Annotated in this window: 19 protein-coding genes; 12 read left to right on the forward strand and 7 right to left on the reverse strand. The window is 44.7% G+C overall.

Translation table 11 applies throughout. From position 1 onward, the window contains the following. Positions 1-30 precede the first annotated feature (30 nt). The 6 genes from GVN20_RS03065 to GVN20_RS03090 all read left to right on the forward strand — a co-directional run bounded on the left by GVN20_RS03065 (position 31) and on the right by GVN20_RS03090 (position 8,721). Positions 31-2,334, forward strand: coding sequence for an FAD-dependent oxidoreductase (locus GVN20_RS03065; protein WP_166556909.1), 2,304 nt, complete (start codon positions 31-33; stop codon positions 2,332-2,334). A gap of 131 nt (positions 2,335-2,465) precedes the next feature. Beyond that, positions 2,466-3,068 carry a peptidylprolyl isomerase gene (locus GVN20_RS03070; protein WP_310586804.1) on the forward strand — a complete coding sequence of 201 codons (603 nt, stop codon included), beginning with the start codon at positions 2,466-2,468 and terminating at the stop codon, positions 3,066-3,068. An 84-nt stretch (positions 3,069-3,152) separates the two neighbouring features. After that, a complete protein-coding gene (locus GVN20_RS03075; RefSeq protein WP_166556911.1) occupies positions 3,153-6,320 on the forward strand; it encodes a SusC/RagA family TonB-linked outer membrane protein in 3,168 nt (1,055 codons plus the stop codon). A 33-nt stretch (positions 6,321-6,353) separates the two neighbouring features. After that, on the forward strand, positions 6,354-7,766 hold the full coding sequence (locus GVN20_RS03080) for a SusD/RagB family nutrient-binding outer membrane lipoprotein (RefSeq protein ID WP_166556912.1): 1,413 nt from the start codon (positions 6,354-6,356) through the stop codon (positions 7,764-7,766). A gap of 138 nt (positions 7,767-7,904) precedes the next feature. Beyond that, positions 7,905-8,480: a DUF4142 domain-containing protein gene (locus GVN20_RS03085; RefSeq protein ID WP_166556913.1), complete on the forward strand. Its 576-nt coding sequence runs from the start codon at positions 7,905-7,907 to the stop codon at positions 8,478-8,480. A 40-nt stretch (positions 8,481-8,520) separates the two neighbouring features. Further along, positions 8,521-8,721: a DUF2188 domain-containing protein gene (locus GVN20_RS03090; protein ID WP_166556914.1), complete on the forward strand. Its 201-nt coding sequence runs from the start codon at positions 8,521-8,523 to the stop codon at positions 8,719-8,721. 244 nt (positions 8,722-8,965) lie between these two features. On the opposite strand, the gene GVN20_RS03095 is transcribed toward GVN20_RS03090, so the two are convergent. After that, entirely contained in the window at positions 8,966-9,502 is a 537-nt protein-coding gene (locus GVN20_RS03095) for a hypothetical protein (protein ID WP_166556915.1), read from the reverse strand. A 443-nt stretch (positions 9,503-9,945) separates the two neighbouring features. Between GVN20_RS03095 and proB the strand changes: the two genes are divergently transcribed. Continuing rightward, a complete protein-coding gene (proB, locus tag GVN20_RS03100; RefSeq protein ID WP_166556916.1) occupies positions 9,946-10,977 on the forward strand; it encodes a glutamate 5-kinase in 1,032 nt (343 codons plus the stop codon). 98 nt (positions 10,978-11,075) lie between these two features. Here the strand turns inward: proB and GVN20_RS03105 are convergent, their stop codons facing one another. Then, on the reverse strand, positions 11,076-11,507 hold the full coding sequence (locus GVN20_RS03105; RefSeq protein WP_166556917.1) for an Hsp20/alpha crystallin family protein: 432 nt from the start codon (positions 11,505-11,507) through the stop codon (positions 11,076-11,078). Positions 11,508-12,051: 544 nt separating this feature from the next. Here GVN20_RS03105 and GVN20_RS03110 point away from each other — a divergent pair. Both GVN20_RS03110 and GVN20_RS03115 read left to right on the forward strand, forming a co-directional pair. Then, on the forward strand, positions 12,052-12,561 hold the full coding sequence (locus GVN20_RS03110; protein WP_166556918.1) for an RDD family protein: 510 nt from the start codon (positions 12,052-12,054) through the stop codon (positions 12,559-12,561). 94 nt (positions 12,562-12,655) lie between these two features. Then, the gene (locus GVN20_RS03115; RefSeq protein ID WP_166556919.1) at positions 12,656-13,666 is read left to right on the forward strand and encodes a low specificity L-threonine aldolase; all 1,011 of its coding nucleotides are present in this window, start codon (positions 12,656-12,658) and stop codon (positions 13,664-13,666) included. 365 nt (positions 13,667-14,031) lie between these two features. Here the strand turns inward: GVN20_RS03115 and GVN20_RS03120 are convergent, their stop codons facing one another. Continuing rightward, complete coding sequence (locus tag GVN20_RS03120; RefSeq protein WP_166556920.1) at positions 14,032-15,300, reverse strand: hypothetical protein; 1,269 nt, start codon at positions 15,298-15,300, stop codon at positions 14,032-14,034. Positions 15,301-15,643: 343 nt separating this feature from the next. Here GVN20_RS03120 and GVN20_RS03125 point away from each other — a divergent pair, with 343 nt between their 5' ends. After that, on the forward strand, positions 15,644-16,237 hold the full coding sequence (locus tag GVN20_RS03125; RefSeq protein WP_166556921.1) for a DUF502 domain-containing protein: 594 nt from the start codon (positions 15,644-15,646) through the stop codon (positions 16,235-16,237). A 32-nt stretch (positions 16,238-16,269) separates the two neighbouring features. On the opposite strand, the gene GVN20_RS03130 is transcribed toward GVN20_RS03125, so the two are convergent. The 4 genes from GVN20_RS03130 to GVN20_RS03145 form a co-directional block, all read right to left on the reverse strand. After that, a complete protein-coding gene (locus tag GVN20_RS03130) occupies positions 16,270-17,484 on the reverse strand; it encodes an MraY family glycosyltransferase (protein ID WP_114459858.1) in 1,215 nt (404 codons plus the stop codon). Between the two features lie 101 nt (positions 17,485-17,585). Continuing rightward, complete coding sequence (locus GVN20_RS03135) at positions 17,586-18,350, reverse strand: glycosyltransferase family 2 protein (RefSeq protein ID WP_166556922.1); 765 nt, start codon at positions 18,348-18,350, stop codon at positions 17,586-17,588. A gap of 80 nt (positions 18,351-18,430) precedes the next feature. Further along, positions 18,431-19,006, reverse strand: a complete 576-nt coding sequence (locus GVN20_RS03140; protein ID WP_166556923.1) for a WcaF family extracellular polysaccharide biosynthesis acetyltransferase — start codon at positions 19,004-19,006, stop codon at positions 18,431-18,433. After that, positions 18,948-19,883: a glycosyltransferase family 2 protein gene (locus GVN20_RS03145; protein WP_166556924.1), complete on the reverse strand. Its 936-nt coding sequence runs from the start codon at positions 19,881-19,883 to the stop codon at positions 18,948-18,950. The genes GVN20_RS03140 and GVN20_RS03145 overlap by 59 nt, the downstream gene beginning before the upstream one ends. A gap of 170 nt (positions 19,884-20,053) precedes the next feature. On the opposite strand from GVN20_RS03145, the gene GVN20_RS03150 reads away from it, so the two are divergent. Both GVN20_RS03150 and GVN20_RS03155 read left to right on the forward strand, forming a co-directional pair. Continuing rightward, the gene (locus GVN20_RS03150) at positions 20,054-21,289 is read left to right on the forward strand and encodes a 3-phosphoshikimate 1-carboxyvinyltransferase (protein WP_166556925.1); all 1,236 of its coding nucleotides are present in this window, start codon (positions 20,054-20,056) and stop codon (positions 21,287-21,289) included. 18 nt (positions 21,290-21,307) lie between these two features. Continuing rightward, complete coding sequence (locus GVN20_RS03155; RefSeq protein WP_166556926.1) at positions 21,308-23,077, forward strand: ABC transporter ATP-binding protein; 1,770 nt, start codon at positions 21,308-21,310, stop codon at positions 23,075-23,077. Positions 23,078-23,109: the final 32 nt, after the last annotated feature.

Consider the following 23,109-nt stretch of genomic DNA (forward strand, 5'->3'; position numbering starts at 1 on the left):
GATTATTACGAATTTTTGAAAGAAATAGGGATGATTAAAGCAGAAGCAACAGGCAAAAGATTGCCTAAAAGTGTCACATTAACCGCTGATTTGATCGTGGTAGGAGGAGGCTTAGCGGGATTGTGCGGAGCCATTACGGCGGCCCGGGCAGGGATAAACGTAGTGCTCGTTACCGACCGCCCAGTATTGGGGGGCAACTCATCGAGTGAAGTGCGATTGTGGGTATTGGGAGCAACCTCACACATGGGCAACAACAACCGATGGGCGCGGGAAGGCGGGGTGATTGACGAATTATTGGTCGAAAATATGTACCGCAATCCCGACAGCAATCCGCTAATCTTTGATACTATTTTGCTCGAAAAAGTCGTTTCTGAGCCAAATATCACGCTTCTGCTCAATACCTCGGTCTACGATTTAGAGAAATCTTCGCCTGATACAATTTCGAAGGTATATGCTTTCTGTTCCCAAAATTCAACGCAATATGAACTCGTTGCTCCGCTTTTTTGCGATGCTTCAGGCGACGGTATTTTAGGGTTTTTGTCGGGGGCCGCTTTCCGCATGGGCGCGGAGTCAAAGGACGAGTTTGGGGAGAAATTTGCGCCTTCCAAAGAGTACGGTGAATTGCTGGGCCACAGCCTTTATTTTTATTCCAAAGATGCAGGAAAACCCATCACCTTTGTGCCACCTAGTTTTTCCCATGATGTCACCCAAAAAGTACCTAAATTCCGCTCGTTCAACACGCAGGAGTTTGGCTGCAAACTCTGGTGGATTGAGTACGGAGGGCGGTTAGATACCGTTCATGATACCGAAACCATCAAGTGGGAATTGTGGAAAGTGGTCTACGGGGTGTGGGATTATATTAAAAATTCAGGCAATTTCCCCGACGCGGCAAACCTCACTTTGGAATGGGTCGGGCATATTCCTGGCAAACGCGAGAGCCGTCGTTTTGAAGGAGACTATATGCTGATTCAGCAGGATATAGTAGAGCAACGTGCTCATTATGATGATGTTGCTTTTGGTGGTTGGTCGATTGACCTACATCCTTCAGATGGAGTTTTTTCGGAAATCGGGCAATCCAGCTGTAATCAATGGCACAGCAAAGGAATCTACGGAATTCCGTATCGTTGTTTCTATTCTAAAAATATCAATAACCTGTTCATAGCAGGGCGTATCATTTCGGCGAGCCACGTAGCGTTTGGTTCGTCGCGGGTGATGGCTACGAGTGCCCACGGTGGGCAGGCCGTGGGTATGGCCGCGAAAGTATGCATTGAAAAAGGACTGCTGCCGCGTCAGCTTTCAGAGACGCAACACATTGGGTATCTACAACAGGAATTGCTCAAAACAGGGCAACACATTCCAAATCTGCGTTTGCAGGATGCCCAAGATTTGGTTCAAAAAGCCACGATTTCGGCGAGCAGTGCGTTGGCTTTGGAAGAATTAATGCCGTCGGGTGAGCCGCAACGTATGGACTTTTCGGCGGCGCAGATGTTGCCGATTGCCAACGTTAAATTTAAAACCATTCTTCACCCCTACGCCGATGAACCAACCGAACTAGAAGTAGAACTTCGGATTTCGAGCAAGGCCACCAACCACACGCCTGATATTATCCTTGAAAAACGCCTGATTCCGTTGGCAAAAGGCCGTAATTGTGTGCATTTAGCTTTTAACATAGCTGATGCACTGAAAGCATATCAAGACTTAGAAAATTTGGGCTACGCGTTTTTGACCATTCAAAAAAATGAAAAAGTAAAATTGCCGTATTCCGACCAACGCATTACGGGGTTGTTATCAGTGTTTAATTTAGTTAATAAAGCGGTTTCTAACTACGGCAAACAAGAACCCGTTGAAGATATTGGGGTAGATACGTTTGAGTTTTGGTGTCCGCAAAGACGTCCGTTGGGCAAGAATTTAGCGGTAAAATTTGAGCCAGCTTTACGGGCTTTTGGAGCGGAGAATATCCAGAATGGTCTCCAACGGCCTACCAATCAGCCCAATGCATGGGTGGCCGATTATAAAGATGAGAACCCCAAATTGCGTTTAGATTGGCCCGAAAAACAACAAATAAAGAAAATTGTGCTGCATTTTGATACGGATTTTGACCACCCGATGGAAACCGTTCTGATGTCGCACCCCGAAAATGAAATGCCGTTTTGCGTAAAAAATGTGCAAATTTTAAACGATAAAAATGAGCTTGTTGCTCAGATCAAAGATAATCACCAAAGTCAGCGGACGATTGTATTGGAACATGCCATCCTAACCCAATCTCTTACCATTGAAGTAGAGCATCCTTCGGCAAATGTCCCAGCGGCACTAATGGATGTTCGGTGCTATTAGGTATATATTTTTAAATTTTTTGTATAATTCCATAAACAACTTTAAATTTTTAGAGGTTTAGTGGCAAGTGCTTGACTTAATGGGATATAACATTTATATTGGTCATCTATTCAGCCAAAATAGTCTCTCTTGTGAATAAACCTTTATTTGTTTTCGCCCTTATTCTCAGTTCGTTTTCGTTAACTTTTGCCCAGAGGGTTCAAATTGAAACCTCAATGGGTAATATTATCGTTGAACTCTACGCCGATAAAGCCCCGATTACGGTGACCAACTTTCTTCGCTATGTAGATGAAAAACGCTACGATGGTGGTAAATTTTACCGCGTCGTACGTATGGACAATCAGTCTACTAGCCCTGTCAAAATTGAAGTAATCCAGGGAGGACTTCAAAGTGATTCTACCAAAATGCTGCCGCCCATTCCGCAGGAAACAACCAACAAAACGGGGATCCTGCACGTGGATGGCACCATTTCGATGGCGCGCGGGAAGCCCGAGAGTGGCGCTTCCGAATTTTTTATTTGTATCAATGCCCAGCCTGAACTAGACTTTGGAGGTAAGAGAAACCCCGACGGTCAGGGATTTGCTGCTTTTGGTAAGGTAGTGAAAGGCATGAAGGTGGTACGCAAAATTCAGAAAGGGGAAACGGGCCAACCTGGGCCGACCAATGCTTTCTCCAATCCCATGCAATTGCTAAAAAATCCAGTCGTAATTACTGCTGTACGACGTGTGAAATAGCCTAGAAGTGTTCCTTATTCAGCCAAAGTAGCACTTTTTTTTCGATTACCCATTTTCTGTACACCATAAAAACCAAATCTCCTCATGAAAAGAAGGCTACTTCTGTTAATGTTGTTAGGCATGTCTATGCTCGGACGAGCGCAGACCAGAACGATTTCGGGAAAGGTCACCTCACCCGAAAATGAAGGTGTTCCTGGCGTCAATGTTTTGCTCAAGGGAACCAACGTAGGGACGGCTACAAAGGCCGATGGTACCTACCAAATCAGCGTTCCCGACAAAGCGGGTACGTTGGTATTTTCGTTCATTGGATACAAAACGGCGGATGTCACAATTGGAAACCAGTCCACAATCAATATTCAATTGGAGGCTGATTTGGTCAATTTGAACGAAGTGGTCGTAACGGCCAATGCCATTGTGCGTGAGAAAAAGGAACTCGGCTATGCTGTTTCGACGATCGGCGGCGCTGAGCTCGTCAAAGCGCGCGACCCAAACGTGCTCAATTCAATGGCGGGTCGGATTGCAGGGGTGCGCATTTCGCAGCAGTCGGGTACAGTGGGTGGTTCTAGCCGCGTCATGATTCGCGGTGCCAACTCCATTTCAAGCTCCAGCGAGCCGCTATTTGTGGTTGACGGAATCCCGATTTCAAACTCTTCTTTTAACAACTCCGAAACCGACGTGGTGACGGGTGGGGTAGACGTAGGTAACAGGGCGGGAGATTTGAACCCCGACGACATTGAAACCATGAACGTGCTAAAAGGGGCGGCAGCGTCGGCTTTGTACGGCTCGCGGGCCCGCAACGGTGTGATTGTGATTACGACCAAACGCGGTAAGCAAGGAGCGAAAAAAATGAACGTGACGGTCAACTCGTCTTATCGTACCGACAATGTTTTACGGGTTCCTGAACTCCAAACAGAGTACGCACAGGGAAATTTGGGGGTGTATAATCCTCAGTCAGGGAATGGCTGGGGACCAAAGATTTCAAGCGTAACAGGACCTGTCAAAGATTACAAAGGCGAAACCGTGCAGGGATTGCAGGCATATCCGCAAAACTGGAAAAATTTCTTTGTGACGGGTCACACCATGATTAATAGTGTTTCGCTGGACGGCGCTACCGACCAAGGGGATTACCGTATCGGTTATACCAACTTACGTCAAACGGGAACGGTGCCAGGTTCTGAACTGAACCGCAATACCTTTGCTATCAATGCAGGCAAAAAAATTACGGATAAACTGACTTCGCGCGCGTGGGTGAACTACGTACGTACCACCAGCGACGGACGCCCGCAGCAAGGCTCAAATACGACCAATATCATCGCTACAATTTTGGCGGGTTTACCCGTGACGGTAGATATTAACGAATTGAGAAACAATCTTTTCGCACCTTCGACGCAGGCGGTTCCCGCAGGTTGGACGGGCGATTTGGCGCGTTCTATTGACCTTAATGGTGTTCAGAACAACCCTTATTTCGTAACGGCGTTCAACCGTTTTTCCAATACTGTTGACCGCGTATACGGTGGAACCAGCCTAAGCTATGATGTAACTCCTTGGTTTAACGTAACGGGGCGCGTGGGCACGGACTTCTTTACCGAAAACCGCCGCGCTGTAACGCGCAAAGGAACACGCGGACGCCTAAACGGGCAGTTTGAAACCAACGATATTTTTGAGCGGGAACTCCAAACGGATATTTTGGGGACGATTTCGCGCAAAATCAATACCAACTGGACGTTCAAAGGCATCGTTGGGCATCAGTTTAACCAACGTACCATTCGCCGTTCGCGTTTGTTGTCGGAAGGTTTAAACATTGACCAACTTTATACTTTTGCCAACGCCCAATCCAACGTGCCGTCCAACTTCTTCAGCCGGCGCGATATCTTTGGGGTGTATGGCGACTTTAGTTTTGATTACAAAAACTATTTGTTTCTCAACGTAACGGGTAGAAATGACTGGTCTTCAACGCTTCCTGTTAACAACAACTCCTATTTTTATCCATCGGCAAGCGTATCTTTTGTGTTGACTGAAGCATTTCCGAATTTAGGAATTGTTAAAAATGACATTTTGAGTTATGCCAAACTTCGCGCCAATTACGCCAATGTCGGTTCAGACGAAGACCCCTACCAATTGTCGTTTACCTACAATCCATTGACGCAGGCCAGCGATATTTATACGTTCAATATTTTGTATCCTATCGGTGGGGCGTCGGCTTTTGGAGCCACCAATATTTTGCCACCCACCAACCTCCGTCCACAGCAGCAAACTTCGTATGAATTCGGAGCAGAGTTGAAGTTTTTTGGCGGACGTTTGGGTTTGGACATGACGTATTATAAAACCCTCAACTATGACCAAATCATCTCCATTGCCATTCCCCAAACGACGGGTTACTCGGCCAGACGTTTGAACGTAGGTGAAATTTCTAACAGAGGTCTAGAAGCGATGCTGACCGTTACGCCGTTCAAAACTCGTTCGGGTTTTCGTTGGGATGCGGCCTTTAACTTCAACCGAAACATCAACCGCGTGGAATCTTTAGCGCCTGGATTGACCGAATTTATCACCACTTCTGGCGACGGATTTGGGATTTTTGTGGTGGCGCGTCCTGGCGAAACGTTTAGTATTCAGGGCGTAGGCTGGTTGCGTGACCCGCAGGGAAATATCATCATCAACCCCACAACGGGCTTACGGACGCCCGGCCCACGAAAGGTATTTGGCTCGATTTATCCTGATTGGACGTTGGGTATCAACAACTCTTTCTCTTACAAAGGCATTGATTTTAACTTTCTGGTGGATGTGCGCAAGGGCGGGGTAATCAACTCACAAACGGTAAGTATTGTGCGTGGTAGTGGCTTAGCCGCCGAAACGGCCATCGACAACCGGACTCCTTTCATTGATCCAGGCGTGATTCGTAACGCCGACGGTACCTTCCGTCCGAACGATAAACCAGTGGCGAGCATTCAACAATACTGGAGCCAATTGGATAATTCGGTCAGTCCAGAAAACAACATTTTCGACGGTTCTTATACCAAATTGCGCGAGGTGCGCATTGCCTATAATTTGCCTAAATCGTGGATTAGCAAAACACCTTTTGGCAGTATTGCGTTAGGTTTAGAGGGACGTAACCTGTGGATTATCAGTTCGAAAGTGCCGCACATTGACCCCGAAGCCAACGTATTGGGGACGGGCCTCATCGGAGAAGGACTAGAGCGCGGAAGTATCCCGAGCAGTCGCACCGTGGGCGGTAACTTACGATTTACTTTTTAATAAAAATATTCACTTATATCAACTACAACCAACATGAAAAAGCTGATTTTAGCCGCTTTGCTGGCCATTTCCACAACGGCTTGTTTCAAAGACAGCAACATCAACATCGACCCCAACCGTTCTACATCGGTTGACCCTGCGTTGTTGTTTTCGGGAGCTTCTACGCAATTTTCGCTTTTGCGCGTGGCCGAACTCACTTGGCCCATCGCCCTGATGAACCAAATGTGGGCTTCGGGCGGTCGTTGGGGTCTTTCGCAGTCGCAGTATGACCAGACCCGTATCCGCAGCGCTTGGGGACGGACGTACACCGACGTTCTAAAAAACCTGAATGTGGCCATTGAGATTGCCCAAAACACCCAACCTGTCAATAAAAATGCGGTGGCTCAGTGTAAAATTTTGATGGCGTTTGCGTACGCGCAAACCTCTTTATTATGGGGGGATATTCCGTTTACTGAAGCTGCAAACGGCAAAGTAGACTTTCCTAAATTCGACAAACAACAGGATGTATTGAACGGCACTATTGCGCTACTCGACGAAGCCATCGGGCTGATTGACTTGAACGCTAAAGGTATTATTGCCCCCAATGACTTGTATTATGGTGGTGACATGGCTAAATGGCGTAAGTTTGCCAATTCGTTGAAAATGAGAATCTTATTTTCAATGGTCGATTCTGACCCTACCAAGGGTGCAGCCATTGGTCAGTTGGTTGCGGGGGGAAATATGATTTCTTCTAATGCCGATGCCATGTTGTATAAATACTACAATCAACCAGGTCGTCAGAACCCGCGCTTTTCGTTTACGGCTATTTTTAGGGGAGGCGTACAGTCGGATTGGTATTGCTCCAAGCCCGTTTATGACTTGCTGGTGTCGCTCAAAGATCCACGGATTCCGTATTTTTATCAGCCTGGCACGGATGCGGCCCCCAATGAATTTATTGCGTTGGGGCCCGTTGAAGTTTATACCACCAAATCTGCTTTGGTTAACATGAACTTGCTGAAACCCGACCTGCCCGAAGTATCGTTTTCGTATTCAGAACAATTGTTGTTTGAAGCCGAAGCCATTGCCCGAGGATTTGCCCCTGGAGGCTTTGAGGCAGCTACGACCAAGATGCGGGCTGGGGTGCGCGAATCAATGTTGGCCTTGGGAGTCACTGCGGCCCAAACGGATGCCTATGTTGCGGCTTTGCCTGCCCTGACGGCCACCAATTACAAAACAGTTTTGGCGCAACAGCAATACTTAGACTTGTTTATGCGGCCGATTGAAGGCTGGGTGCAGCACCGTCGTTCGGGGACAATTGGACAGGAAGTGCCTGCTATGACTACTCCAACGGGGGCACCGGTAGCGGGGTTGATACGCCGCCTGCTTTACCGTAGCGAAGAGGTTAATTCCAATCCTAATACGCCTTCTGGATTGACGTTGGATACGCCACAGTGGTTTGACAAATAAAGATGTTTCCTGATGAATTCCATACAAAAAGCGAGCGGCGAAAGTCGCTCGCTTTTTGTATGGAATAAGATTTTTAAAAGGCCCGGCATAGCTTTTTATCAGAATGCTGTGTTATTCAACCTTTTAAAACAAAATGTTATGAAAACAAAACTTATTTGGGTGTCGGCCCTCATCGTAATGTGGGGCTTCGCCGCTTGTAATTCTTCAGAAAACAAAGACACAAATGATTCTACCGCAGATACAGCTGTTATGTCGGTTGATTCGGCTTCCGATGCTCAGGATGAAGATACCGAGTTTCTGACTGAAGCCGCCAGCGGAGGCATGATGGAAGTGGAATTGGGCCAATTGGCGGCTAATAAAGCTGTATCGGCCTATGTGAAGAATTTTGCCAAAATGATGGTTGACGACCACACCAAAGCCAACAATGAATTGAAATCATTGGCCGCTCAAAAAGGCATTACGCTTCCCGCCATGCTCATGGAAAAACACCAGAAAATGGTCAATGACCTTACCACTAAAATTGGTAAAGAATTTGACAAAGAGTACATGAATATGATGGTGGATGACCACAAAAAAGATATCGACGCGTTTGAGAAAGCCGCTGATAAAGGAAATGACGCCGATATAAAGGCGTTTGCTGCCAAAACGCTACCGACGTTAAAACGCCATTTGCAAATGGCGGAACAAACGGAAAAAAAAACCGATAAAATGTAAGAAAAGGTCATTATCCACACCCCTTTTAACGGATACAGCTATGCCTTGGACTAAAGATGATTTTCCGCCTTCGATGAAGAACCTCATGAAACCGGTACGCGATAAAGCCATCGAAATTGCGAATGCACTCTTGGAAGATGGGCGCGACGAAGGAAGTGCCATTGCCATTGCTACTGCCAAAGCGGAAGAATGGGCCGAAAACAGAGGTAAAAAAGTAAAGAAGAATGTAGCTCGAAAGTAGCCGACGCATCTTTTTTGAGCACTTCCCGGGAGGGGATTTCTCTCCACATTTTGGGTACTATCTGACACAGGGTCTTTTATCTTATTACCAGGATAGAAGACCCTGATTTTTTGTGCTGAAAAGTCAAAAGTCGTTGGGGGAGACATGTAGCTAAACCGTAAAACAGATGAACGGCAAAATGCAAAAAAAAGGCACCCGATGACTATACGCCACCGGGTGCTTTGGTTTTCAGAAGATATTAGTGCTAGTAATGACTCTGCTGGCCTTGGCCTTGGTTCCAGGATTCGTTCAGATAACGGGCATCTTCTTCGTTTTTGGGTTTCACGCCCATAAAGATTCCACCGTCTTTGATACCTTTTTCGTACTCATGGGCTCTGTCTTCTGGAATACCAGAACCTACCAGCGCACCTACTAGCCCGCCCGTTAAGCCCCCAGCTCCTGCACCGGCTAAGGCTGCCGCTACTGGTCCTGCGATTACAAGCCCGAGCCCTGGAAGGGCCAGTGTAGTACCTATGGCGGCAATAGCCCCCACAATGGCCCCGAGTGTACCACCGATGGCCGAGCCCACACCCGCTTTTTCCATGGCTTTGTCGCCTAGCTCGGTATTGACATCATCGTCCTTGTCGAAATATTTTTTGCGGGTTTCATCAGACATGACCAGATTGACATCGTCTTTGGTATAGCCGCGTTCGGTTAGTGAATTATAGGCTTTCTCCGCACTTTCCCGGTCCCGGAACATGCCTGTCAGATGGCGATTTTTTTCACTTGTGTTTGTTTCCATAACAATTTTCTTTGATGATTTTTGGTGATACATAACAATGACGCTTGTGCGGTCATTTGTCTAGTAAGATTAAAAAAGTGTGCCCTGACAGGCCGTTTTGAAGAAATAACAATGGTTGTGCCTAAGAATATATGCTTGTTAATGTCCTTGTAATCAATTTGTTATATTTTTAATTTGCAGGTTTACGGATTGAGATAAATAAAAAATAGGGAGTGACTATGAATGCATAAAAGGGGAAATAACCGCAAAAGTGAGCGTTGTATTATGGGGAATCGGGAATTCTTACCCCATTTATGCGTGAGCTTACTTTTTGAAAATACTGTAGCTTGAGTTGCTGAGTAGGATAGAAAATATCCTTTTTTATGTTTTTGTCTGCTGATTCCTGAACTCTAAATTTGGGTAACCCTTTCTGGTTCGTAACTTTGCCGCAAAGATTACGATTAATGTCAAAACCCATCTTAGTTATAAAATTTGGAAGTGCGGCCATTACCAAAGCCAATGGAGAGCTGAATCAATTGGTGATGGTGGAGATTGCGCGGCAGGTGGCGCAGTTGTATTCGGAGTATCATTTGGTGATTGTATCGTCGGGGGCGGTGGCGGCTGGCAAGCAGTATATCCGCAATTATGCGGGCGAAATAGCCCAGCGTAAAGCGGCGGCGGCCATTGGTAACCTGCTATTGCTCAACAAGTACGCGCAGTTCTTTGCCCCTTATGAGATTCCCGTGGCCCAGAGCCTCTGCGAGCGAGGGCATTTTGCCAATCGCGACCAGTTTTTACAAATGAAAGAAACCTTTCAGGAGTTGTGGGACAACGGCATTATCCCAATTGTAAATGAAAACGACGTAGTCAGCAGCCGCGAATTAAAGTTTTCTGATAATGACGAACTGGCAACCCTCATTGCGGTAGGTTTCGGTGCCGACACGTTGATGTTGTGTACATCAGTGGGTGGATTGTTGGACAATACTGGTAAAGTTATCCCGAGAGTTTCGCAGGTAAATGATGTTTTTAAGTACGTCAGAACGGATAAGTCTAGCGTAGGTTTGGGGGGGATGACCTCTAAACTTACCTTCGCCAAACTCGCGATGCGCATGGGCATTCGGACGATTATCTTCGGGATGAACGAGTCGGATGGTATTTTAAGGGCATTGCGTGAAGAGACTGGAACTGTGTTTGTTTCACAGGAAAGCGTGCTTTCGGCCCGCAATCGCTGGCTCGGAAGTGGTAGTTTGGTAGCGGGGCGTATCCTAATCGATGCGGGGGCGGCGTTGGCCCTTCAAAATCGAAAAAGCCTTTTAGCCGTCGGCATCACGGAAGTAGAAGGAGATTTTGAAGCGGGTGAAGCGGTTGAAATTGTGGATGAAGAAGGTACGTCGGTGGCGGTGGCCAAAGCAAAAGAATCTTCAAGCTCAATTGCTCAAAACCTCAAAACTCAAAACTTTGAAGTAGCCAATGCAAATGATATTGTACTGCTTTAAGCGCCGTGTTGTTGGATTCTCAAAACCATCAACACGCTAATAACAGAAGCCCCACTCTTTATCCAAGAAGTGGGGCTTCTGTTATTTATTCTTCTGGATTAGCCGATTTCGATAATACGTGGCGATTTTTTCGCTTCGTCTTTTTTAGGAAGTTCGATTTTTAATATTCCGTCGGTGTAAGCAGCGTTGATTTGGTCGCCGTTGATGGTGTTAGGTAAGGTAAAAGCCCGGCGAAAACTTGTGTAACTAAATTCTTTGCGGGTGTATTTCTCAGTACTTTCTTCGTTTTTTTGCTCTTGTTGGGCCGAAATCGTCAACACGTTGTTTTCTAAGTTGATTTTAAAATCTTCTTTTTTGAGACCAGGAGCGGCTACTTCTAGTCGAAAACCACCCTCGTGTTCTACGATATTAACGGCTGGTACGCCATAGTTGCTCAATGTAGCAGGGGCAAAAATGTCATTGAGGTCTTTGCCAAATACACTTCCGAATAAGTTGGGGAAATTGCCGTTTGTTTTTACTAAAGTTGCCATGATTGTTATTTTTTTAGTGTTTTAAGTTTTCTGATTCAATTCGCCGATGCGACGGTTCGCCGATGCGACGGTTCTATATCTTCAACTTTTGTACCACCTACCAACAAAATAATTGACTTACATAATCTATTTTTATTTAAATGTTTGATATTCAATTAATTGTATTTTTTTGTTTGGTTTTCTGTGGGTTTTATATTAATGACAAAATGTCTTAATGTGTCAATTTTAGGTTGTTTTTTGCTGACAATATGACTGTTTTTGTGAAGTTTGGGTGAATAGGTGCTGCAAGCGAAGGGCTAGTTAATCAAAAATGGTAGTGGCTGGGAGGGTTTTGGAAAGTGTTTGAAAAGGGCGAAAGATAGTTGCCAAAAGGAAAGTAAATGCTGACGAAAATTGCCAAGTAGATATAGGTGGGCTTTTTGGTATTAAAAAGAGAAAAAACTTCAATACACCAGCGAAAGAATGGGCTAAAATGTTTGGTTTTTTGCCTGAAAATCATAGGTTTGTACAACCTATTCGTTCGAAACCTTTTAATCTTTTTAACATGGAAAATGTAATTACTCAGGTAGGAGAACCTACCAACTATGCGAGTTTTGGTCGCCGGCTAGTCGCCTTGATTATTGATGGAATCATTATTGGAGTTGCTCAATCATTCATTATTGTACCGATTATGATTTCCTTAGGTCTGGGGGTAGCGTCCAAGATTGACACAGATTCGCTCGAAACAATGGAGCCCGGAGAGGCGATGAGCATTTTTTCGGCAATGATGGGAGCGGGCTTGATGATTCAGCTCGTAAGCTGGGGCATCAGCGGCGTTTATTTTGTGCTAATGGAGTCGTCAGAAAAACAGGCTACTCTGGGTAAAATAGCGATGGGACTTAAAGTAACAGACCTCAACGGAAATCGTATTACCCCGACCACCGCAATAATTCGTTTTGTTGGGCGCATTGTTTCGGGGATGATTATGCTGATTGGGTACATTATGGCGGCCTTTACCGCCAAAAAACAGGCCTTGCACGATATGATTGCCAGCACATTGGTGTTGAAAAGCTGATTGTTTTCAGTTTATTCCCACAACAAAAGGCGGAGAAGTCCGCCTTTTGTTATTTTTGCATCGCTCAAATTTTTAAACCAACCAATCCCCCATAATGTCCATCGACCTTCGTTCTGATACCCTAACCAAGCCTACTCAACCCATGCTTGAAGCCATGTTTTCGGCTTCTGTCGGCGACGATGTTTTTGGCGATGACCCGACGGTCAATGCATTAGAAGAAAAAGCGGCTCGATTGTTTGGAATGGAAGCGGCCTTGTTTTGTGCTTCGGGGACCATGACCAATCAATTGGCAATTCGAGTACATACGCGTCCGGGTAGTGAAGTAATTTGTGACAAGAATTCTCATATCTACCTCTACGAAGGAGGAGGAATAGCGCTGAATTCGTTTAGTTCGGTTAAATTATTGGAGGGCGACCGTGGTCGTATCAACGCACAGCAGGTACGAGATGCCGTCAATAATCCCGACGATGTTCATGCGGCTGTATCGAGGCTCGTTTCGCTCGAAAATACGATGAATAAAGGCGGAGGATGCTATTATAATTTGTCGGATATTGAGTCCATTCGCCTGGTTTGCAACGAGCATGGTCTAGGCTTGCATCTTGACGGTGCTAGACTCTTCAACGCTTTGGTCGAAACGGGCGAATCTCCCGTGGAGTACGGCCGTGTGTTTGATAGCATCAGCATTTGTCTCTCCAAAGGGTTGGGTTGTCCAGTGGGGTCGTTGTTGTTGGGGACGAAGGATTTTGTAAAACAAGCGCGACGATTCCGAAAAGTAATGGGGGGCGGCTGGCGGCAGGCGGGTTATTTGGCCGCCGCGGGTATTTATGCCCTTGATTATCACGTGGAGCGTCTGCGCGAAGATCACGCCCGGGCCCGAGCCATTGGGCAGATGCTTCAACAACTCCCTGAAGTAGAAGAGATTTTCCCGATTGATACCAATATTGTCATCTTCCGTTTGCCAGAAACCATCCTTGCCGTTGATTACGTGGCTCAATTGGCGCAAAAAGGAATTCGAGCCGTTACGTTTGGCAAACATCTAGTGCGCTTTGTGACGCACATGGATTTTACGGACCAACAGTTGGAAGAATTGGGGAAAAGATTGTAAAAAATTATCAAACGGTCTTAAAACACGTATTTCTACGCTATAACTCGTTCTTAAAAATTGGCACTTTTGTTGCTGTAATTTTTTTGCAAAACCAATCAACTTTTTGCCTCTTTTAGGAGTCTTATTAATTAGGTGCAACCGTGTGAACTCTACCCTGAGATAAAGTCCTAAATTAGCATTAAATGTTCATTTTACTCATTTCTAAATCATCCATAAAGCCGTGAAAAAAGTAGTAAAACTCTTGTCGGTGGCATTGGCAGTAGGTGCAGCGGTATACACCGTTAAAAAACTGCAAGCAAAAAAAGCATAAGTCGAGGCGTTGCCGTTGTCATGCTTTTTGGTTTCTGAAGAGCCCCATTGATACCTCAACGGGGCTCTTTTTCAATATTGTGCGTACTCTTTTTTGCGAAAATAGGGTGATTCTCAAAAAAAGTATCCATTTCGGCAACGTTGCCTAAAATAATGTTTGCTTTTTCGGAAAGCGACATCGATTCAACAAAGTACCCCATTTCCTGTTGTATTTTGCTCAGTAAATAGTATGCGTGGGCTGCCTCCACGCTTTTATTCAGCTCAGTTTTGCTCCAATGATCAAGTGCATGGTGGAGGTTTTGGACCGCTGCCGTGTAAAATTGACGACCTCTGTAATATTGAATAATACCCAGCAGATAATAATAAAACGGAGAGAGCGATTTTTGGGAAGTCGACTCATCGGTGCTGGAGCGATACTCGGGGTTTAAGTGGTAGAAGTGGGGATTAATGATGCAATTGCTCAAATGATACGAAATCAGAGGGGATAAATCAAACGTGTGGCGGGGAGCGTTTTCGTCAATCAGTTCTAAAAATTCACGGTTAAGCTGTTGGGCTATTTCGTTCTTCTCCATTGCCCCTGCGGTTTTCATCAGGTTACATTTGAGATCCAGCATATAGCGGAGCATTTCTGGGCTAGGCTTTACCAATCCTTTTAGATATTGGTCTATTTTCCACGCAAAGTTCCAAAGTTTTGCGGTCAAGGTCACGGTCAAAATTTTATTGCTGTCGTACACAAATACCGTGTTAAAGGCTTTAACAAACGACTCGGTAGCAATCTCCTGAATGGCAAAATCCGCCAGTTTTTCCAGTTGCTCCAGTTGCTTTTTTTGAAACTTAGCGTACTTATTCGCTTCCACCGCCGACAGGTTTCCGACCGCAAAGTATTGCTCAATTTTTTCAATGTCAAACGTGAGCGAACGGGCCGTATTTTCGGCATTCCGTATCAATAATTTTTGTTTTTCGGTTTCCTCAAAAAGCTGTTGGATGCGTTCGCGGGCAATGATTGCCAGCCAATTTTCGTCTCCGTTTGGCGGTTCACCCATCCATTTTTTGAAGTCCTCATACGTTTCGAAATCAGCAAACTCCACGTCCTTCCCAATCATACCGCAAACTTTATTGAGCGTTGACTCATCGAAGCTGCAACTCCACGGGGAGCGGCGCATTTTACAGTAAACTTTTTTCAGGCTTTCTACACCAGGCACGTCCCAATCGGCCCCTTGCTCACCCTTTTTGCGAAGGTGTTTTGCAAACCACGCGGCCTGTTCCTCCCCAGTGGGCCGGGCAGAAGGATGACCGCCAATGGCCAAGTCGCAATACTTAGCCATTGCTCCCATATAGTATGGAGAATGTATTTTATTTTTGGTACGCGGCATATGGGTAATTAAATTAGAATGACACCATACAATTGGTCGCGTTTACCGGAAGACAAGTAAATTTGAAGGGGTAGTATTCAAATGTAAACATCTCATTAAATCGGGTAATTATAAAGAAATATCTTTTTCTTTTTTTTAGAGTTTTATCCATTTTTAGAGCCGATTAGGGGATTAATGGCGTTCGAGAGAAGGAACTTACCTAAAACATTCGCAGTTGAGAAGAACAAATGCCTTGCCGATTTGTTGATGCCGTTACAAGAATCGGGCAAGTGTAAAACTATTATTATGCCGTAAAATGCTACAAAATCGTATCGTTAAACGTATTCTGGCCTACTTTGGCCGTGGGCTTATATTGGTAGCGCCGACCTATTTTACATTCGTAATTATCAAAGAAGGGATTGGGTATTTAGACAGTATTCTTCCCATTTATATTGACACAAGCGACAAACAGACCCTTTACTTACCTGGTTTGGGGCTGTTGATTATCCTTTCAAGTATCGTTTTTTTGGGATTTATTTTCTCGCGTTTTGTGCCGCAGTCATTTTTTGCTTTTGGCCAAAGCATTTTGAAGCAGATGCCGTTGGTGAGTCTTATCTATTATTCCTTCAAAGACCTCATCACAGCTTTTGTGGGCGACAAGCGAAAATTTAACCAACCTGTGCTGGTAACGGTTAATCAACAGTCAAATCTTAAAAAACTGGGTTTTATTACTCAAACGGATTTGTCCAATTTGCAATTGGAAGGCTATATGGCAGTTTATTGTCCCCATTCTTATGCTTTTTCTGGAGAACTTTTTATTGTTTCGGCGGAGCATATTGAAGTACTCGAAGGCCTCTCTAGTGCCGATGTGATGAAGATGATTATATCGGGTGGGGTATCTATCAAATAACAGAAGAGAAGCACTAAGCCTCTCTTCTGTTATTATAATCCTTTAATGAATCTCTTTGCCCATGAGTAACGTTGGCTGCGTAAATCTTGAGGTTTCCATACATCGGCCCAAGATACCTGCCTCTTCATTTTTACCGCTCGCATTTTCAATACATATCCAATAAGCAGATATAAAAAGAAAAGACCTACCAGTACAAAGAAAGCCTGGGTATTTGTAATGTACTTAAAAGTCAAAAAATAACCAATCACGTTAACAATAGTCATACTCCAAAGTGTAATTGAAGTCTGGAAGTGGCTCAGGCCATTATCCAATAAAACGTGGTGCATGTGATTGCGGTCGGCCTTAAACGGAGAACGTCGGTTAAGTATACGTACCAGAAATACCCGCAGTGTATCAAATATCGGAACAATCAAAAGCACAACCGCCAAAATAGGTGCGTTGAAAAATGCGCTGCTGTCGTGGATATAGGTGACGTTGAGTCGGATGAATTTTACGGCAAAAAAAGCCAACAAAAAACCGACAATAAGTGAGCCTGTATCACCCATAAAAATTTTGCTGGTTTTGGAGAAATTGAACCGAAGGAAACCCAGCAAAGCCCCCGACATCGAGAACGCCATACAGGCCATTGAAAAATGGTGGTTAAGCAAAAACCACGTCCCGAAACTCAACCCCGCAATAAAAGCAATCCCGCCCGCCAAACCATCGACCCCGTCAATGAGGTTAATGGCGTTGATGAGCGCAATGAATATAAAGATTGTAAAAGGAATGCTGATTAAATCTGGAATCTGATGAATACCGAAAATCCCGAAGAAATTATCCACTTTCAGCCCACCCAAAAGAATAAGTGTTGAAACGGCTAATACTTGAAGCAACAGTTTTTTGTTGGGGTCGAGCACCAAAATATCGTCTTTTAGACCCAGAAAAAACAGAATCGTGAGACCTACCACGGCCAAACTTGTCAGGTAAGAATCGGTGTTTTCATTGGTATGAGGCCAAAGAAAGTGGGCAATCAGCAGGGAGGCGTAGATGGCTATTCCGCCAAATTCGGGGGTTTCTTGCTGGTGAGCGCTCCGAAAATTGGGCTTCTTTTTAAGCTCCAATAAACCGCTGATGTTAATGATGACGGGGATAGATGTAACGGATACGGCACAGGCAATCAAAAAAGATATAAGGCACTGATACACTTCGTGTTGAAGTATATTTTGATACTGTGTTCGGAGTACATCTATAAGTATATCTGCATTCATAAATTCAATTTCAGCTTACTTTGCCTTCATAACTTGAAAACAAAAATTATAAAAATAAGATTACCGAACAAAAATCGACGACGAAAATAGGGGGCAATTTATTATTCGGTATATTTTGGCTTGTAAACAAACTGTAAAACTTTTCGGAGGGGTTTTAACCACAGCGTAAACCAATAAGGTTTAATTCCGTTGAGAGTCCACGCCATCCGGTCGCTTGTATTTGCTTTTAAACGATTATCAAGCGACTTGTTGCTGACGCCACCTGTTCGCATTACGGTTGTGATTTGAGGTTGGTAGGTCACACTTATTTGGTGTTTGTACATCATCCTCAGCATGAGCTCGTAATCAGCCGCGCTTCCAAGGTCCAATCGATACGTCCCGAATTTCTTATAGGACGAACTTCGAAGGAAAAACGTTGGATGAGGTGGCATCCATCCAAACAAAAAGTTACTCCTTTGGTAGTTACCAGATTTCCAATAACGCGTTACTCGGTGCGTATCGTCGGCATTTACGTAAATCAAATCACCGTAGATTGCCTCTGCGTTTGTTTCTATCAGCCTATCAACAATATGCTCAATGACAAAAGCGTCGTGATAAAAGTCGTCGGCATTCAAGATGCCGATTACCTCACCGGTTGCTAGAGAGATGCCTTTGTTCATGGCATCATAAATTCCAGCATCTTTTTCGGACAAAAATACAGCAATTTTCGTGCCGTAACTTTTAACAATTTCTGGTGTCGTATCGGTTGATTTTCCGTCGATTATGATATATTCGATGTCTTTGTAGGACTGCTTTAGCACCGAATCAATACAACTTCGTATGGTTTTTTCTCCGTTAAAAACGACCGTTATAATGCTTACTTTCAAAGTTTCGAAATGTTAACCGTTCTCCTTCCTTATTAATTTATCTGTTGAGGGAGAAGCTATATTTGTTGTATATGCTGTAATTATTCAGTTATTTTTCGTTCTCTTATCCATTGTGCTGGGTTGCCTTGATAGACTCCGTAGGCTTCCAAGTCTTTGACTGCAACCGAATTTACGGCCAATACCGCGTGCGAATGGCAAACTACATTGGGACACACCATGGCTTTTGCACCAATCCAAACGCCGTCTTCAATGACGATTTTACCCACGCTTAAATCAAAAGTACTGCGGGTATAGTCATGATTTCCCGTAAGGAGCATAGCGCCTTGCGACAAACATACGTGATCCCCCAGCGATACTGTCGTCAGGTTGTCAATCCAGACCTCTTCTCCTATCCAGACGTAATTACCTACATTAAGTAACCATGGATATTTGATATTTACTTTTGGCTTAATCATGACTCCAGTGCCTATTGTTGCACCAAAGGCTCTCAAAATGAGGCGTTTTAATGAAACTGGTACGAGCAAATATGAATTCAAAAAAATGGCGTTTGTAATAAACCAAAGCACATTTTTTATGAAAGGTGGCTGCTTGTACCAACTATTGTCGTACTTCGACAGGTCGGTTTTGAACCGCTGATAAGTCTTTTCCGTATTCATTTCGGAAAAATTCGATGATGTCTTGTTTGTCTTTCCCAACTCGATGATAAACTTCATATATTTTGGCATCTACCAAAAAGCGATACCAAAGTCCTTGTAAGAAGTGCCAAATCAGGCCTTTTTTGCCGTCAAGGAAACCTAACTTTACAAAATAACGATAAAAAAAATAGGCAAAAGGACGTGTGAAAAGGGGTAAAGAAGCGTATTTCAGCTTTAGGAAACGTTTACGTTGATCCTGCGTTCCAAAAAGTTTAGGTATAACGCGATTGGCTTCCGTAAAATTGTATTTTATGTCCAATAAATCAATTACTTCCCGAATGGCATAATTATTGTGCTTCTGCGTCCACCACGTCAGGTTGTTGAGATTATGATCCACAATGTCATTTTTGAATTGGACCGTGGCGCCTTCTGAAAGTTTAATGTGCTCATCCATCCAAAGTTCTTCACAGATTCCTTTGTCTCTTCGCCAAAGCCTTAAAAGCCAAATCGGATAGTATCCTCCGCGTTTTATCCATTGGTTCATAAACATGACCCGGCGTTTCACATAGATACCCGTAGTGTCGTTGTTCAAAGCGGCAAGTGATTGCTTTATCTCTTGGCCTAATTCAGGGGTAACGTACTCGTCGGCGTCCATGCGCATCAGCCAATCGGTCTTAAAAGGCGTGTGATTGATGCCAAAATTGAATTGAACCGCATACGTAACCCAAGGGTTATGCATTACATTTGCCCCTAACGATTCGGCGATGGCTACGGTACGATCCGTTGAACCAGAATCTACGATGAAGATTTTATCCGTAAAGTGCAGCAAACTTTGAATACATCTTTCAATGTGTTTTTCTTCGTTGTGCGTCAGAATAATAACCGAAACATCATTCATAAGCTATGAATAAATCAAGCTGCAAATTGTATTTTTTTATGTTGAAAAGCAAAAAAATGGCCTTAACTTTGTAAAATTATTATATTAATCGACGAAATGCCTTGGGCTTTTGACAATAAAGTATGCTACTTATTTCGGCCCAATGTCTTTCATCCAACGTTTCTTATTTCATGAACTCAGTTATTGTTAACCCACCTACTCAACCCATTCGTACCGAAATCCGACTGGCTTCTTCTAAAAGCGAAAGCAACCGGGCATTGATCATTAATGCGCTGACGCAGTTTAAAGGCCAATTGGAGAATATTTCTTCTGCACGTGATACCCAAACCATGATGCGCCTTTTACAGTCTTCGGATGTCGTAGCCGACGTACTGGATGCGGGTACTACCATGCGTTTTTTGACGGCGTATTTTGCCGTTACAAATCAACACAAAACCATGACGGGAACACCGCGCATGTGTGAGCGCCCGATTGGAATATTAGTAGATGCATTGCGTATTTTGGGGGCAAACATTACGTATAAACAAAACGAAGGCTATCCTCCTACCGAGCTTAACGGTTTTCAGTATTCGGGCCAAAATCACCTGACGATTCGGGGGGATGTAAGCAGTCAGTATATTTCGGCTTTGTTGATGATTGGCCCCATGTTACCCGACGGCATTACGCTTGAATTGACGGGAGAAATTGGTTCGCGGCCTTATATTGAAATGACGCTTCAACAAATGCGGGCTTTTGGCGTGACCCACGAAGCCAATTGGGAAGCTAAAACCATTCGCGTACCTGCTCAACACTATATCCCAACGCACTATGCCATTGAATCTGACTGGTCAGGGGCGAGTTATTGGTACAGTTTGGTGGCGTTGGCCAAAGATGCGGAGGTAGAATTATTGGGTCTTAAAGAAAACTCCTTGCAGGGCGATAGCGCCATTGTGAAAATTATGGAGCACATGGGCGTAAAAAGTGCCTTTACCAAGCGCGGTGTTTTATTGACTAAAATTCCCGCTGACAAAGCTTTTGCGTGGGATTTTACCGATTGTCCAGATTTGGCCCAAACCGTGGCGGCCTGTGCGGCAGTAGCAGGAATTGAGGTAACCATGACGGGCATTGAAAGCCTGAAAATCAAGGAAACAGACCGTGTAGGGGCGCTTCAGGCAGAATTGCCCAAAATTGGTGGTGAGTTGGTTGAATTGGAGCAAAACACCAAATATATCGTTAGAAAAAAGGCAGAAACGCCTGCTACTCCTCCTTCAACACCCGTGATTGAGACTTACGATGACCACCGCATGGCCATGGCTTTTGCGCCAGTAGGTATGGTGTTTCCTGTTGAAATTTCCGAACCGCACGTGGTGGCCAAATCGTACCCGAGTTTTTGGGATGATTTGAAAAAAGTGACGACAATCGCCTGAGGCTGATTATTGTAACCCATGCAAAACCCCTATATTTCCTTGCTTCGTATTGCCTGGCGGTATGCCCGCCAGCAAAAGGGGCGTTATTTGCTTGTATATGGGCTGTTTGTTTTGGCAAATATCGTGTATGCCCTCAATCCGCTTCTTTATGGGTGGTTTATTGAAGCCATTCAAAAAGAAGGTACAGGCGTGATTAAACACGTTTGGATGTATGCGGGTGGATATTTGTTTTTGATGCTGTTGGAATGGGCTTTTCACGGCCCTGCTCGGGTAATGGAGCGTGAATTGGCCTTTAATCTCAGCCGCAATTTTTTGGATGAACTCTATCATCAAGCCTTGCATCTGCCGGTACGTTGGCATCAAGACCACCACAGCGGTGCTACCATCAACCGCATCAGAAAAGCTTATGAAGCGTTGAGAGATTTCTTTCAAAATGGTTTTATGTTTTTTCATGCCTTTGCCAAGTTTATTTTTTCGTTTGGCGCCATTCTATATTTTTCTCCTTTTTACGGGGGCATCGGCGTCTTGATTGGTGTATTGACGGTCTGGATTATTTTTAAATTTGACAAACCGTTTATCAAAGCACTTGACGAAACCAACGAGAAAGAACACGTCGTTTCTTCCACGCTTTTTGATAGCCTTTCCAATATCATTACGGTGATTACGCTTCGGCTCGAAAAGCGAATGCAAAATAGCTTGATGGGAAAAGTAGCCGAGATTTTTCCGCCTTTTCGTCGTACGGTGGTTATCAATGAGTGGAAATGGTTTGTTGCTAGCGTGCTGATTGGAATAATCTATGTGGTAGTCGCCATTGGCTACGTGTATGAGAATTATGTACCCAATACGGTATTTTTGGTCGGTGGGTTGGTGACTTTGTTAGGGTATGTCAATCAGTTTACCAGTGTGTTTCAGGATGTGGCCTGGCAGTATACCGAAATCACTCGGTACAATACCGACGTGCAAACGGCCCGTGCCATTGGTGAGTCGTATTCCCAACAGCACCGGGCTGAGTCGGAGGAAATGCTGCCGACTGCTTGGCAAACGATTCAGATTCAACACCTGAACTTTTCGCACCAAGAGCTGTACGATGCCGAGCACAAAGCCCACAGTTTGCACAATCTTTCGTTGAGCATTAAGCGCGGACAGCGGGTGGCGTTTATTGGTGAAAGCGGTAGCGGCAAGAGTACATTGTTGGCGCTGTTGCGCGGGTTGTATCAAGCCGAAAGCGGGCTGAAAATCAACATCGATGGGAAAGATTTTAGGGGGCTTGAAACAATTAACGACACCGTAACGCTCTTTCCGCAAGAACCTGAAATATTTGAAAATACGATTGAATACAACATTACGCTTGGGTTGCCTTTTGAAGAAACCGACATCAGTGCGGTTTGCGCCACCGCGCATTTTTCGGAAGTGATTGCGCAATTGCCCAACGGGCTGCAATCAAACATTCAGGAAAAAGGGGTGAATTTATCAGGCGGACAAAAACAGCGTTTGGCTTTAGCGCGGGGCGTATTGGCCGCCCGAAGCAGTGACATTGTGCTTTTGGATGAGCCAACGAGCAGCGTTGACCCCAAAACGGAGGTGCAGATTTATGACCGTTTGTTTGAAGAATTTAGCGGTAAGGCGGTTGTCTCCACGCTTCACCGTCTGCATCTTTTGACCAAATTTGACTACGTCTATATTCTTCAAAACGGCCGAATCGCCGACCAAGGAACGTTTGAGTCCCTCCGCCAAAACAGCGCTATTTTTCAGGATTTGTGGAGACATCAGGAGAAAATACAAGGGTAAATCGACCGTAGAAATCATAAAAATGCCCCCTA

The sequence above is a fragment of the Runella sp. CRIBMP genome, assembly GCF_009905605.1.
Lineage (GTDB): Bacteria > Bacteroidota > Bacteroidia > Cytophagales > Spirosomataceae > Runella.